Origin of the sequence: Enorma phocaeensis (assembly GCF_900186505.1) — a bacterium.
GTDB lineage: Bacteria > Actinomycetota > Coriobacteriia > Coriobacteriales > Coriobacteriaceae > Enorma > Enorma phocaeensis.
This window is the reverse complement of record NZ_LT891968.1, coordinates 250436-264618: the sequence shown is the minus strand read 5'-3', so window position 1 is coordinate 264618 and position 14183 is coordinate 250436. Positions and strand designations below refer to the sequence as shown.

Annotated in this window: 12 protein-coding genes; 9 read left to right on the top strand and 3 right to left on the bottom strand. The window is 61.0% G+C overall.

Annotated features, from left to right (window positions below):
* Positions 1-197 precede the first annotated feature (197 nt).
* The 7 genes from C1717_RS01555 to C1717_RS01525 all read left to right on the top strand — a co-directional run bounded on the left by C1717_RS01555 (position 198) and on the right by C1717_RS01525 (position 8375).
* Complete coding sequence (locus tag C1717_RS01555; protein WP_102371496.1) at positions 198-1628, top strand: amidophosphoribosyltransferase; 1431 nt, start codon at positions 198-200, stop codon at positions 1626-1628.
* 95 nt (positions 1629-1723) lie between these two features.
* Positions 1724-3115 carry a zinc ribbon domain-containing protein gene (locus C1717_RS01550; RefSeq protein ID WP_180965795.1) on the top strand — a complete coding sequence of 464 codons (1392 nt, stop codon included), beginning with the start codon at positions 1724-1726 and terminating at the stop codon, positions 3113-3115.
* Between the two features lie 106 nt (positions 3116-3221).
* A complete protein-coding gene (thpR, locus tag C1717_RS01545; RefSeq protein WP_102371494.1) occupies positions 3222-3782 on the top strand; it encodes an RNA 2',3'-cyclic phosphodiesterase in 561 nt (186 codons plus the stop codon).
* 83 nt (positions 3783-3865) lie between these two features.
* On the top strand, positions 3866-5497 hold the full coding sequence (locus C1717_RS01540) for an aminotransferase class I/II-fold pyridoxal phosphate-dependent enzyme (RefSeq protein ID WP_102371493.1): 1632 nt from the start codon (positions 3866-3868) through the stop codon (positions 5495-5497).
* A 402-nt stretch (positions 5498-5899) separates the two neighbouring features.
* On the top strand, positions 5900-6370 hold the full coding sequence (locus tag C1717_RS01535) for a deoxycytidylate deaminase (RefSeq protein WP_102371492.1): 471 nt from the start codon (positions 5900-5902) through the stop codon (positions 6368-6370).
* 237 nt (positions 6371-6607) lie between these two features.
* Positions 6608-7120, top strand: a complete 513-nt coding sequence (locus C1717_RS01530; protein WP_102371491.1) for a hypothetical protein — start codon at positions 6608-6610, stop codon at positions 7118-7120.
* Positions 7121-7319: 199 nt separating this feature from the next.
* Positions 7320-8375, top strand: coding sequence for a hypothetical protein (locus C1717_RS01525; protein WP_102371490.1), 1056 nt, complete (start codon positions 7320-7322; stop codon positions 8373-8375).
* Positions 8376-8712: 337 nt separating this feature from the next.
* On the opposite strand, the gene C1717_RS01520 is transcribed toward C1717_RS01525, so the two are convergent.
* A complete protein-coding gene (locus C1717_RS01520; RefSeq protein ID WP_102371489.1) occupies positions 8713-9273 on the bottom strand; it encodes a ferritin family protein in 561 nt (186 codons plus the stop codon).
* A 242-nt stretch (positions 9274-9515) separates the two neighbouring features.
* On the opposite strand from C1717_RS01520, the gene C1717_RS01515 reads away from it, so the two are divergent.
* Positions 9516-9833, top strand: a complete 318-nt coding sequence (locus C1717_RS01515) for a hypothetical protein (protein WP_146003643.1) — start codon at positions 9516-9518, stop codon at positions 9831-9833.
* Positions 9834-9954: 121 nt separating this feature from the next.
* On the opposite strand, the gene C1717_RS01510 is transcribed toward C1717_RS01515, so the two are convergent.
* Positions 9955-10365 carry a peptide deformylase gene (locus tag C1717_RS01510; RefSeq protein WP_102371487.1) on the bottom strand — a complete coding sequence of 137 codons (411 nt, stop codon included), beginning with the start codon at positions 10363-10365 and terminating at the stop codon, positions 9955-9957.
* Positions 10366-10483: 118 nt separating this feature from the next.
* Between C1717_RS01510 and C1717_RS01505 the strand changes: the two genes are divergently transcribed.
* Positions 10484-12997: a Sau3AI family type II restriction endonuclease gene (locus C1717_RS01505; RefSeq protein ID WP_102371486.1), complete on the top strand. Its 2514-nt coding sequence runs from the start codon at positions 10484-10486 to the stop codon at positions 12995-12997.
* Between the two features lie 44 nt (positions 12998-13041).
* On the opposite strand, the gene C1717_RS01500 is transcribed toward C1717_RS01505, so the two are convergent.
* The coding region (locus C1717_RS01500) for an IS110 family RNA-guided transposase (RefSeq protein WP_102371485.1) at positions 13042-14183 on the bottom strand (1142 nt) is incomplete at its 5' end.

Below are 14183 nucleotides of genomic sequence, written 5' to 3'. Positions count from 1 at the left end.
GGTTCGGACATTGAGGTACACGAGGTGTAGCAGGGGAGAGCCCGGCCGGCTGCCTTGCTGAGCGGGTCGATTGCTGCTGGCCATGCGCTGCGACAACTGGTCGCCATGCGTTCCGCTTCAGATTCACTTGTGCGACCGAAAACCGCTGGAGTGTACGTATAATGACAAGCAACTGCAACTCCGATGAGGGGAGTCCGATGGGCGGTTTCTTTGGCGCGGCCTCCAAGCGCGACGTGGTTCTGGACGTGTTCTTCGGTGTCGACTACCATTCGCATCTGGGAACGCGCCGTGCGGGCATGGTGTTCTGCGATGGCACGGGTGGTTTCAACCGCGAGATCCACTCTATCGAGAACACGCCCTTCCGTTCGCGTTTCGATAAGGACCTCGAGACGTTCAAAGGAACGAGCGGTATCGGCTGCATCAGCGATACCGACCCCCAGCCACTGCTCGTCCGCTCGCATCACGGTACGTTCGCCATCACTACGGTGGGTGCGATCAACAACGCCGATGAGCTGATCGAGGAGTATTTCGAGCGCGGCGGTGCCCAGTTCATGGCCATGAGCTCGGGGGCGGTCAACCATACCGAGCTCGTTGCCGCCCTCATCAACCAAAAGGAAGACCTGGTAGAGGGTATTCTCTTTGCGCAACGTGCCATCAAGGGGTCGCTCACGTTGCTCGTGATGACCGAGGATGGCGTCATCTATGCCGCGCGCGATCGGATGGGCCGCCTGCCCGTGATCATCGGCCGCGATGTGAACGGCGACGGGTACTGCGTGTCGCTCGAGTCGTTCGTCTACCACAAGCTCGGGTACGAGGATGCCTACGAGCTCGGCTCCGGCGAGATCGTGTGCGTGTCGCCCGAGGGTTTCGAGACCGTCGCTCCGGCGGGCGACCAGATGAAGATCTGCGCCTTCCTATGGGTGTACTACGGCTACCCCAACTCCAACTACGAGGGCGTCAACGTCGAGGTCATGCGTTACAAGAACGGTCACATCATGGCGCGTGACGAGGCGATGGCCGGCACGTTGCCCGAGGTCGACTATGTTGCCGGCGTGCCCGATTCTGGCACCCCGCATGCAATCGGCTACGCAAACGAGTGCGGTGGCACCTTCGCGCGTCCGTTCATCAAGTACACGCCCACGTGGTCGCGCTCGTTCATGCCTACCAACCAGAAGGTGCGCGACCGCATCGCCGAGATGAAGCAGATTCCCGTGCCGGAGCTCATCCGCGACAAGCGTCTGCTGCTCGTGGATGACTCGATCGTGCGTGGTACGCAGCTGGGAAACACGGTGGACTTCCTCTACGAGACCGGCGCCGCGGAGGTGCACATGCGCTCTGCGTGCCCGCCCATCATGTTCAGCTGCCCATATCTCTCGTTCTCGCGCGGCAAGTCCGACCAGGACCTCATCGCGCGGCGCGTGGTGCGCGAGCTCGAGGGACCCGAGGGGGACGAGCACCTCGACGAGTACGCCGACAGCTCGACCGAGCGCGGCAAGTGCCTGCTTAAGAGCATCTGCGAGCAGCTGGGCTTCGACAGCTTGGGCTATCAGAGCTTGCCCGGTATGCTCGAAGCGATCGGCATCGACCCGTCGAAGGTCTGCACGTACTGTTGGGACGGCAAAGAGTAGGATTCCTGTGCCCCGCTGCCCGGTCATAAGGCGGCGGAGCGCATCAGTCGGTTCCGTGCTGGCGCACTGCCGCTGGCTGAATGCAAGGAGGAGCAATGTTTTGCGTAAGATGCGGAGCGCCCAACGACGATAGCGCCAAGTTCTGCACGACGTGCGGAGCGCCGCTTGCGGCAGCGGGCCCGATGGGCACCCCGTCTCCCGCTCCCGAGTTCACACCTCAGCCCGCACCCGAGCCTGAGGCGCAGCCCACGCCCGAGCCTGCGCCTGCCGCGCCAGAGGCGCAGGTCATCCCCGAACCTGTCGCGCCAGTCTCGCCCGAGGCGCGGCCCACGCCTGAGCCCGCACCCGAGCCTGAACCCGTTGCCGAGCCGACGCCCTTCGCTGCCCCCGAGCCCGAACCTGCCGCTCCTGCTCCCGAGCAACCAGCTCAGCCCGCACCGTGGGCGCCGCAGGACCAGCCTGCCCAAACGGCGTCCCAGCCATCTATGCCCGAGCAGCCGGCACCTTGGGCTCCGCAGGGACAGCCTGCCCAGCCTGAGCAGCCCGCACCTTGGGCCCCGCAAGACCAGCCCACTCAGCCCGCTCCATGGGCATCTCAGTCCCAGCAGCCCCAGCAGCCGCCTGCATCGTGGCCCGATCAGCCCCAGCAGCCGCCCACCTTCGAGCAGCAGGGTTCCAAGGGCAACACCGGCAAGATCATCGCGATCGTTGCCGGCTGCATCGCCGTCTTAGCCGTGGTCGCGATCGCCCTCTTCGCCCTCGGCATCGGCAAGCCGGCGGACGATGCCTCCTCAACCAGCTCCTCGAGCGAGCCCGCCACACAGGAGGAGCAGCCCCGGGAGGAGCCCCAGGATTCACAGGGTGCCGTGACGACCTCCCCTGCCGACGTGACCATGCCCGACTATTGCGGGCCGACGTATTACAACGGCAAATCGCTTGCCGACATCCGCACCCAGCTCGAAGGCCTGGGACTGGAGATCGCGAGCGTCTACGGGTACGAGAGCGGCAGTTGCGACGTGTCGTTCTCCGGTACGCCGGCCGCGATGCCGTCGAATGCGAGAGAGGCGGACATGTTCATCACGGTGGGCCTCGATACGCCCAACGATGCGGACCTGAGCTACGTTGAGTCGATCGATCAGGTTCCGGCAGATGCCACGGTTTCGAGGGTGAACATCTCCTACACCACAAACATCGCGGAGGCGGACTACATTGCCCAGGTCCTGGGCGTTACCCAGGCATTCGGTCTGACCGGGACCGACTATGGTACGGCCTCCACCCAGGAGCTGCTGGATGCTGCTGTTGAGGCGTTCGGCTTTGAATCCGACCAAGGGTACCTGAACGACGCTGAACAGTACGACTTCGAGTTCTCCGAGCTCACCGTGTCCGGCCCCTGTGATTTCTACGGCGCTGAGGGCGGTTGGTACGTGAGCGTTTCCAATTACGGCTACGGCACGGACATGTACATTAGCTACAACGCTCCGTACTAACGCGGAGACGCGGCGCGCACGTATCTACGCCAAGCTTCGGCATAGTTCACCAGCAGGCGGCGGAGGCTCCGTGTCCCCGCCGCCTCGTGCGTTTCAGGGGGATCGCATGAGGGTGTTCATCGCACTCGAGTTGCCAGATCATATGGTCGCGCAGGTTGCCGTGCTCGCGCGCCAGCTTGGCGACCGCATCTCCGGGCGTCTCATGAAGCCCGACACCTATCATCTGACCTTAGCGTTTCTAGGCGAGCTGGACGAGCAGCAGGTGCGCGATGCCATGGCGGCGCTGGACGACGCCGCCGTGGATCGCGCTGCCATTCCCCTCGTACCCGATGGGCTCGGCAAGTTCGGTAAACCGCACGACGCGACGCTTTGGCTCGGTATCTCGACTGCGCAGGAGTTGATGGATTTGGCAGAAGCGGTTCGCGCCGAGCTTGCCGCCCGCGACCTCCCGTTCGATCGCAAGGCGTTCAGACCCCACATTACGCTCGCGCGCCGTGCCAAACTCCCGCGTGGCCCCCTGCCGGAGCTCGTCTTTCCCGAAGCTTCCCAAGCAGTTGCGGTCACGCTCTTCAAAAGCTCCCTCACCCCTGGAGGCGCGCAGTACAAACCGCTCTACACGAAGACTCTCGAGGCGCGCCTCACCATCCAGAGGTTCAATGGAGAATAGTTAAATTGAACTATTAAATTGAACTCCTGATACCATGTAGTTCAATGTCAGTTCAAATTGAACTTTTTGCGAAGCGAGGCGCCATGGCAGATCAGCGATTCTCTGAGCGATTGGTGCATGCGATGGGGCACGCCGGCATGAAGCAGGCGGACCTGATCCATGCCGCCGCCCTGCGTGGAAAGAAACTTGGGAAAAGCCAGGTGAGCCAATATGCGAGCGGCAAGACCGTGCCGCGCCGCGATGTCATGGAGCTGCTCGCGGCCTTGCTTAGCGTCGATGCCCGCTGGCTAGCGAGCGGGGAGGGCCGGCTGGCTGCCCCCGATACTGCCGAGGATGGTTCGACGTACCAGAGCGGTACAGCGATGCGGCCCGTCGATGATGCCGAGTGGGACGGTGGAGCGATGCCCTCGGCGGCGGAGTCCGCGCGAGCTAGCGCGCGGTCTGCGACCGCACCTCAGGCACCTGCGTCCATGCGTTCAAATTCAGGGAGTACCACCATGCGTCAGTTCAATAAATCATCCAAGCTCGATAACGTCCTCTACGATGTCCGCGGTCCCGTGGCCGACGAGGCTGCCCGCATGGAGGACGAGGGCCTGCGCATTCTCAAGCTCAACATCGGCAATCCGGCTCCGTTCGGCTTCCGCACACCCGACGAGGTCGTGCAGGACATGCGCCAGCAGCTGCCCGACTGCGAGGGTTACTCCGACTCGCGAGGCTTGTTCTCCGCACGCAAGGCCATCATGCAGTACGCGCAGATCAAGGGCTTGCCCAACGTTTCCATGGATGGCATCTACACGGGCAACGGCGTTTCCGAGCTCATCCAGCTCTGCATGAACGCGCTGCTCGACACCGGCGACGAGATCTTGATTCCCAGCCCCGACTACCCGCTGTGGACCGCGTGCGCCACGCTCGCCGGCGGCACGCCCGTGCACTACATCTGCGACGAGCAGGCAGAGTGGAATCCCGACATCGATGATATCGAGAGGAAGGTCACCGAGCGAACCAAGGCGATTGTTATCATCAACCCCAACAACCCCACCGGCGCCGTCTATCCACGCGAGATCTTGGAGCAGATCGTCGAGGTCGCTCGGCGCCACCAGCTCATGATCTTCTCGGACGAGATCTACGACCGTTTGTGCATGGACGGGGTCGAGCACACCTCGATCGCCTCGCTTGCGCCCGATCTGCCATGCGTGACGTTCTCCGGCCTCTCCAAGTCGCACATGATCGCAGGGTACCGTATCGGATGGATGATCCTTTCGGGCAACAGGCGTTGCATGCGCGACTTCGTGTACGGTATCAACATGCTTTCCAACATGCGCCTGTGCTCGAATGTGCCTGCGCAGTCCATCGTGCAGACGGCACTCGGCGGGCATCAAAGCGTGAAGGGCTACGTCGTGCCCGGTGGCCGCGTCTATGAGCAGCGCAACTTCGTATACGAGCGGCTCAACGCCATCGACGGCATCACCGCGGTGAAACCCAAGGCTGCGTTCTACATCTTCCCCAAGATGGACGTCAAGAAGTTCAATATCACCGACGACGAGCAATTCGCGCTCGACCTGCTGCACGAGAAGCGCATCCTCATCACTCGCGGCGGCGGCTTCAACTGGGGCGAACCCGATCACTTCCGCATCGTGTACCTGCCGCGCATGGAGGTCCTGCGCGAGGCCATGGACGACCTCGCCGACTTCTTCGAGCATTATCGCCAGAGCTAAGCGGAGAACGCTGCCTCGGCGTTGTCCGGACCAGGTGTTGCTGGGAGCAAAGCGCTGTTTGGACCAGGCGCCGTTTGGATCAGGAATTGTTTGGACCAAAGAGAATCTGCGGGCAGGAAATAGCAAGAGAGGGCTCCTCACGGGGCCTTTTCTTGCTAAATTGCGCCCGCAGATTCCAATCGGATTCCCGTCCCAATTAGATTCCTATCCCAGTCGGATTTCTATGGAGGAAGATCCGTTGCGTTCCCGCCACGGAGGCGCTCGTAGGACGGGGTTCGAGACGGGATTCGAGACGGGATTCGAGACGGGGTTCGAAATGGGATTCGGTGCTTGTATCGCGGCTCGGCATGCGTCATAGTTGACGCAATGCGGCGATCTGCCGCCTGGAGCGAAGGGGAAGCTATGTCGGAGAAGCGCAACGACGTCATTTCCTGGGACGAGTTCTTCATGCGGGTCGCTGTGGCGGCGAGTATGCGCAGCAAAGACCCCAACACGCAGGTGGGTGCCTGCATCGCCGACACCAACCACCGCATCCTCTCGGTGGGTTACAACGGCACGCCTTCCGCTTTGGATGACGATGACTTCCCGTGGGGCGTCTCGGAGAATCCGCTCAACGACAAGCACGGTTACGTGGTGCATGCCGAGGCCAACGCGGTCCTCAACTACCGTGGTTCGCTCAAGGACATGAGCGGCGCCACCATCTACGTGACCCTCTTTCCCTGCAACGAGTGCGCCAAGATCCTTGCGCAAGTGGGCATCGGCGAGGTGGTCTACCTCGACGATAAGTACGAGGGCACCGAGGACAACCTCATCTCGAAGCGGATCATCGATTCTTGCGGCATTTCATACCGGCCCATGCACCTGGAGCTCTAGCGATCGAGGTGCCTCATCGCGCCAGTTGCCGAACGAGCGGCTGCGCTTCTTTACACAAACCTGACAATACGGTGACGTCCCGGTGGCTCTAGCAGGGTAATTTCTTTACAAATGCTCGTACCGGGCAAGGTGGGCGTCAACCGAGGCGCGCCAGGCAAGGTGCACGTTGGGCAAGACGGCGGTCGTAGGGTGCCTGTGGGAAGGGCGCCGGGTTGAGATGAGAAGGCGGGATGAGGTATGGAAGCGCTGAACGCGATCATCGGTCCGCGCGAGAGCGAGTTCACCGGACTCAAAGGTCAGGTGCTGCGGTACGTGGGCGCGGCGTTTTTCCTCACGGTCTTCGCCCTCCTCGTGGAGGCTGCGGGCAACCGGCATGAGCTGATCGCAGCTGCTACAGATCCGCTTTCGGACCTGCTCTTCGCGTGCGCGGTATCGTTGTACCCGGTGGTGACTTGCTGGCGGCACCTCGCCAAGATGACGGCGGCGTATCGCTCCGGCGAGCCGTTCGAGCTCGCGGGTGCTGTGCTCGCCCTCTACGGTCGCGATGAGGCGGAGCGCGTGCAGACGGAGCGCGCCGCCGTGCTCGAGCGCGATGAACTCGTTGCGGCGATGCGCGCGGAGGGCACAGACGAGGTCATCGCGCGGTTCGGTCGCGACGGAGCCTACAGCATGTGTCGGAATCTCTACGTGGCTACCATCGCGGTGTTCGCGGCGGCCTTCGTCTTCATGATCGTAGTGCGGCCCTTCTAAGCAGGCTTCGCTTCTTGGCGGCGGGCTTGCTCGAGGTTGCCGAGATTGTTCTCCTTTCGTGTTCAAAAAGATTGTTGCCGGCGTTTACGTGCGCGACCTCTACACTGAGGAACGCACAATTCGGTGCACGGCCGAGAGGCCTGAGATGGCGGGGCGACGGACGCCCCATGAGAGACGCCGGAAGGCGCAGGAGGAACGCATGTCAGAGTACAGCGAGATCGAGAACATGGAAGAGAACGACGTAATGGAGACGGTCGCGGAAGCTGCCGTCGAGACCGAGGAGCTCGAGGAGGTCGCCCCCATCGAGGATGAGACCGACGAGTTCGATGATGACGCCGAGCAGGACCTCGACGATGACTTCGAGGATGCTGCCGAGGATGACGGCGAGGAAAAGGAAATCCCTGCCGAGGACCTCGATGACCTACTGTTCGACAAGATTAACCGCGCTGCCCGTTTGCTGCGCAACCGCAAGGCATCCCTTGCCGACGAGGCTGCCGAGGAGGCCGAGCGCACCAAGGACCTGGTCCGCGCTCTTAGGCTTCTCGACCTCAAGCCCCGTATGGAGGAGAAGGAGATGGCCGATCTTCTGGGCATGCGTCTGCGCGTGCTCAACGAGCTGCTGATTGAGGCCGAGAAGAACGATATCGTGGGCCGCATCGAGCCCGAGGACGGCGACATGCGCAAGATCGTCGTCTTCGCGAGCGAGGACGCGGTTGCGATGGCCGAGGCTCGCGGCAACCGCCGCAAGAAGCTCGTGCCGCAGCTCTCCTCCGACTCTGCGCGCATGCTCATCTCGGTGCTCGACGAGGTCATTGACCCGCTGGTCGAGATGGGTTGCGAGAAGGAGCGCGAGGACCGCGGTGGCGATCGCGGTGGCCGTGGCGGCTTTGGTGGTCGTGACGATCGCGGCGGTCGCGGTGGCGACCGCGGCGGACGCGGCGGCTTCGGCGGACGCGGTGGCGACCGTGGTGGACGCGGCGGCTTCGGCGGCGACCGAGGTGGCCGTGGTGGCGATCGCGGTGGCTTTGGTCATCGTGACGATCGCGGTGGCCGCGGCGGCTTTGGTGACCGCGGCGGGCGCGGTGGCTTCGGCGGCCGTGACGACCGTGGTGGTCGCGGCGGTTACGGTGACCGCGGTGGCCGTGGCGGCTTCGGCGGGCGCGGTGGCCGTGGTGGCTTCGGCGGTCGTGATGACCGCGGCGGGCGCGGCGGCTTTGGTGGTCGCGGCGGCGATCGCGGCGGCAACCGCTGGTAAGCCCTTTCGTCGGGCGCATCGCCTCAACATAGCTTGATAAGGGAGGGCCGTTGCAAGCGCAGCGGCCCTTCTGCCTTATGAAATAGGCTCTGCCACAATGCATAGTTGCTAATCCGCGAGGACGTGCACGGGCTCTCGTCTGCGCGCACGTGGAGGCGCCGGGAAATCGGCTGTGTGTTGTGGCAGGGCAAGGCGATAAAGCTGGGGTAGTGCGCCTGCACGGTCAGAAGGCGCCGGCGGTTCATCCACGGGAAAGAAAAGGGCGCGCATCCCGTATGGAATGCGCGCCCCGGTATTCCTTTTGCGGATGGACGAGGCATATGCCCCGCGCAGTTGCTTAGCCGAAGTAGCGCTTCAGCAGGCCGGCGAACGCCTTGCCGTGACGAGCCTCATCGCGGGCCATCTCATGCACGGTGTCGTGGATGGCATCGAGGCCGGCGGCCTTGGCGCGCTTGGCGAGGTCGAACTTGCCGGCGGTGGCGCCGTTCTCGGCCTCAACGCGCATCTCGAGGTTCTTCTTGGTGGAGTCGGTCACGACCTCACCGAGGAGCTCGGCGAACTTAGCGGCGTGCTCGGCCTCCTCGTAGGCAGCCTTCTCCCAGTACAGGCCGATCTCGGGATAGCCCTCGCGATGGGCAACGCGGGCCATGGCCAGGTACATGCCCACCTCGGAGCACTCGCCCTCGAAGTTGGCGCGGAGGTCGTTCACGATATCCTCGGAGACCTCGGGCAGCTTGCCGACGCCCACGATGTGCTCCGCGGCCCAGGTCATCTCGGTCTCGGACTGCTTGATGAAGCGGTCGCCGGAGACGCCGCACTGGGGGCACTTGAAGCCCTCGGGCAGCTCCTCGCCGTCGAACTCCTCAACATAACCGCAAACGGGGCAAACGAACTTCATGGTGTACTCCTTTGTACGTTGGCGATGCGACGTATTCGGACCTTTCCGAATCGCGTCGCGGGTTGATGCCATTATGCCGAAATGTTTCTAGTCCGACATCATATTAGGACAGTTTCCTAAAAGAGCGCAGTTCCTTCACAGTAAGTTTGCTATTGATAACTCGCTTACTGAATCGGAGAAGGGGATGCCGCTCGCTGCAAATAGCATCTATGGGGATTTTACTCACGCTCGGGGCGCCCGCCATGACAGAGATGGTTCCGTTTACTCGTCTCCCGGTCATGGCGATAAACGAGAGCTGTCCTCATGCCATGGTAAAGAGTCTGGATAAGTCGAACGGGGAGGTTGCGATGTTGCCCGACATCAACAACGATCGCAAAGTGAGCATGTGGGAGGGCGCTGCGGTCGATGCGTGGCATACAGAAGAGCGCAGGCGGTTAGGCGGCAGGCCTTCTCGCCAATCATCTGGCTGCGGCAATGTGGCGTTTGGATGCGCGCTCTTGCTCGGATTCACCGTTGTGCTGGGCGTCGCGCTTGTAGGCTGCGTAAACCTCTTCGTCTAGGCGCGACTCCCGAATTAATTCGCAGATTATCAGATAGGCAGTGAATGTCGAAGATGGATGCGGCGCGGCGTCATCCACAGATTATCTCTTTCAAGGACATGGAATAAAGGTCGGAGAAAAGCTAAATCACGATCCCATCGCAGTGATCGATTTCGTGCTGGATAATCTGGGCGGTGTAACCCGTGAATACCGCTGTCTCCGCGTTGAAGGCGCTGTCGAGGTAGCACACCTTGATTCGCTGGAAACGCGTCGCCACCCGTGTGCCTGTCAGCGAGAGACAGCCTTCCTCGGTCTGGTATTCCTGTGCGCGTTCGAGAATCTTGGGGTTAAACATCAAGCGAGGGACGCTGCCGTCCTGAACGACGATGATCCGCTTGCGCACGCCAATCATGTTGGCTGCCATCCCCACGCACTCATGCGCATGCGCGGCAAGGGTGTCGAGTAGATCTTGCCCAAGGGCTACGTCTTCCGGCGTAGCCTCCTCGCTAGGAAGACGCAGGAATATCGGTGAAGTGACAATTGGCCTGATCATAGGTCTTCCTTTCCGGTTTCATGTGGTACCTCGCAGCATATCCAACGAGCGATCCACATAGAACATATGATCGATCGATACAATTTCTTGATCGATCATATGTTCTATGGAGTTAATCATGCATGTTGAGCATACCGATTATGATGCCTCATCGTTGGCCTCTATTCTTGAGTATGCGAAGCAGCTCGAAGGCAAAACGCTCCGCGAAGCATGCAATCTAGACGATATTGAAGATTCGCATAAGCGCAAGGGCTCGTTTGGCGATGCACTTGAGGAGTATTACTTCCACTACGCCAACAATAGCGACCCAAACCCCGATTTCGCCGAAGTGTCGACTGAGCTCAAGTCCACACCGCTCAAGGTGAAGCGAAACGGGGATTACTCGGCGAAAGAACGCCTGGTCATCAGCCTCATTAACTATATGAGCGTGGTGGGTGAGACTTGGGAAACAAGCTCTTTGCAGAAGAAGCTTCGACACATTCTCCTCGTGGCCTATCAATACGATAAGGATCTTAATCCAGTCGACTTTCTCATAAAGATCGTCGAGCTGTGGGGTATCCCCGAAGAGGACTTACCAACGTTCAAGCACGACTGGGACACGGTCGTCGATAAAATTCGAGCTGGTAGAGCTCATGAGCTGTCGGGTTCAGATACGTTGTATCTGGAAGCTGCGACCAAGGCGTCGTCATCGAAAGATCGGCGCCCTCAGCCGTACTCGCCGATTCCGGCTAAGCCGCGTGCCTGGGCGATCAAGCAGGCCTATATGACGGTGACATTCAACCACCTGCTCCACGTCCAGAGCATTCGTCGAACGCGTGATGAGGGAACACTCGATTTGCTCGAGTTGGTCAAGCGTCGCTTCGAGCCATATTCCGGCTTGACGGAGGAGGAGCTGGCAGAGGTTTGCGGCTATTCTTGGGCAGGTCGGCGTAAGCCGAAAAATCTCTGCGCACTTATAACCAAGCACATCCTTGGCGTGGATGAAGACCTTAAGATCGCGGAATTCGAGAAAGCGGGAATCAAGGCGAAGACCATGAGGCTCAAGCGGAACGGTGTTCCAAAGGAGTCCATTTCCTTCCCGGCGTTCAGCTACTTCGATCTTGCGGAGCGCGCGTTCGAGGAAAGCGATTTTTTGGGATACCTGCGGCAAAAGTACCTCTTCGTCATCTATCGAGAAGACAGGCGCGAGCACGGCACGTTTCACCTTTCTGAGGTCTTGTTTTGGCAGATGCCCGACGCTGATATCGTCGAAGCGAAGCGCTGCTACGAGGAGATGCAGCGCAGGGTTCGTGCCGGTCATGCAGAGCGCTCGGTAACCTCGACTGAAAACCGGTGCTGCCATGTGCGTCCGCACGGCAGAAACAAGGCAGACACACTGCCCACGCCCTATGGATCTGAAGCGACAAAGAAATGTTTTTGGATCAATGCGCGCTACATCGGCGAAGAGATCGATAGAGTTAAGCGGGCGGATTCAAGAAGCGCGAGGAACCGTCGCGCTCATGGTTTAGGGGATGAAGTGGCGAAGAATACGATAAGGGTAGCCGAGCTTTTCGCGGGCGTTGGAGGATTCAGGCTTGGTTTGGAGGGCTATCAAGACCCGGATCATCCGGAGTTCGATATGCCTGCCGCCGGTCCGTTCGCCACGGTTTGGGCAAACCAGTGGGAACCGCCGGGAGCGTTCACCAAACAGTTTGCCGCTCGCTGCTATCGCAAGCGCTTCGGTGACGATTCGGTTGTGAACCAGGACATCCATGCTGTGCTAGATGCATACGAGGATGGCGCGATCGACATTCCGGATGTCGATATGGTTGTCGGAGGCTTCCCGTGCCAGGATTACTCCGTTGCCAAACCGCTTGCTCAAGCAGAGGGCATCGTTGGCAAGAAAGGCGTTCTTTGGTGGGACATCTACCGCTTCTTGCAGCTGAAGGGGTGTCCTCGATTCGTCTTGCTGGAGAACGTCGATCGTTTGCTTAAGAGCCCCGCCTCGCAACGTGGCCGCGACTTTGCCATCATCCTCTCGTGCTTCGCAACGCTTGGCTATGCAGTCGAATGGCGTGTGGTCAATGGCGCCCAGTACGGATTCCCGCAAAAGCGCCGCCGCGTCTACATCTATGCAGAGAAGGCTGATTCTGGCTGGAATCTGGAAGACCGCATTGAGCACGGTGTGATCGCCGAGGCGTTTCCAGCGGAGATTTCTGGGGATATGCGGTGCATAGAGCTGCTTTCCGATCCATACGAGAACTCAGAAAGATTTGGTGTAGGCCTCAAACAGTCTCCCTTCGAGAATGCCGGTTGCATGCAGGGCGGGACCGTTGTCACGGTCGCGATGAGCCCTGTATTTGATGGCCCGAAGATGACCTTGGGCGATGTGCTTGTGCCTGATGAGGAAGTGCCTGAGGAATACTACGTTGATGACGAGAAACTCGAGAAGTGGCAATACTTCAAGGGAGGGAAAAAGGAGCCTCGCGTAAACAAGCGAACTGGCTTCGAATATCTATATTCGGAAGGGGCCATGGCGTTTCCGGATCCGGTTGATGCGCCTGCCCGCACGATCCTTACAAGTGAGGGGGGTGTTCCTATAGTTTTGTCAACTGATTTTGTTGGCAAAGATCACTGCTTTCGAGCATGCTGACGCCAGCCCTTGTCGGGCTGGCGTTTTTCTATGGCTCTGGCTAGCTAGGCCGAGTACGGGCCCTTGTCCCTCATGATCGCGTAGATCACCTTCATCCTCTTCCTGGCGACCGCCTTCAATGCCTCTCCGTGGCACATGCCGCGATCCCTGCATTTGCGGTAGTAGTCGCCGAACCGGCCCCTGCTCCTGCTAAGCGAGTTGCAGGAGAAGATGAGCAGGTTTTTCAGCCTCTTGTTTCCCTGGCGCGAGGCGCTCACCGACGATATCGACTTGCCTGACTGGCGGTTCCTGGGAGCGATTCCGCAATACGATGCGAGGTGGTCGTGGTCGGGGAAGTCGTCGATGTCGATGCTTATCACCAGCTCCGATGCGGTCCTTGGGCCGATTCCTGGGATGGTCAGCAGGCATTCGTAAGTGCCGTCCTCGACGAGCAGCGCCGTTATCTCCGTGTCGAGCCTTGCGGCTTCCTCGGCGGACTCCCTGATACGCCTGGCAAGCATCCTGACCTGCGGGTTCTCTGCCATGACCTGGTATTCGGACGGGCGCGTCGACGACGATATCGCCGCCAGCGCGGCGTCGATGCGCGCCCTGTTCGCGCCGCGGGTCACGGCGCCGACGGCAGGCTTGCCGGCATCCAGGATGCCCCAGGGGCCGCCCAGGGACTCCATCATCTTCAGCCAATGGGGATCGGCCAGGTCGGCCAGCGCCTCGAACGCGGGGCAGCTTTCCAGGAGTATGCTCCTGAGCCTGTTCTTGTCACGGGTGGAGCAGGTGACCATGTGGTTCCTCTGCGCCGCCATCGACCTTGCGGCCTCGAGCCTCTCGTCGCGCCTTGGCACGGGCAGCAGCGAATCCGGGATGCCGAGCGCCGTCTTGGCTATGACCGCGGCGTCGCGCTCGTCGGTCTTGGCGTCGCCCGCGAACAGCTTGGCAGCTCCGTGGGCGGCGATTCCCGGCAGGTAGGCGACGGGCAGCCCGGCCAGCCTTGCCCTCGATATCGCCAGCGACCCGATGTTGCGCACTTGGTCGACGACGACCAGCGTCCCTGCATCCACTCGGGCGAACAGGCTGTCCAGGTCATGCTCGGTGTTGGCCACGGGGCCGCTGGCGAGGATCTCGCCCTGCCTGGTCACGTGGCACGCCCAATGGGAGAACTTCCCGACGTCGAGGCCTATTACGGCAGGGC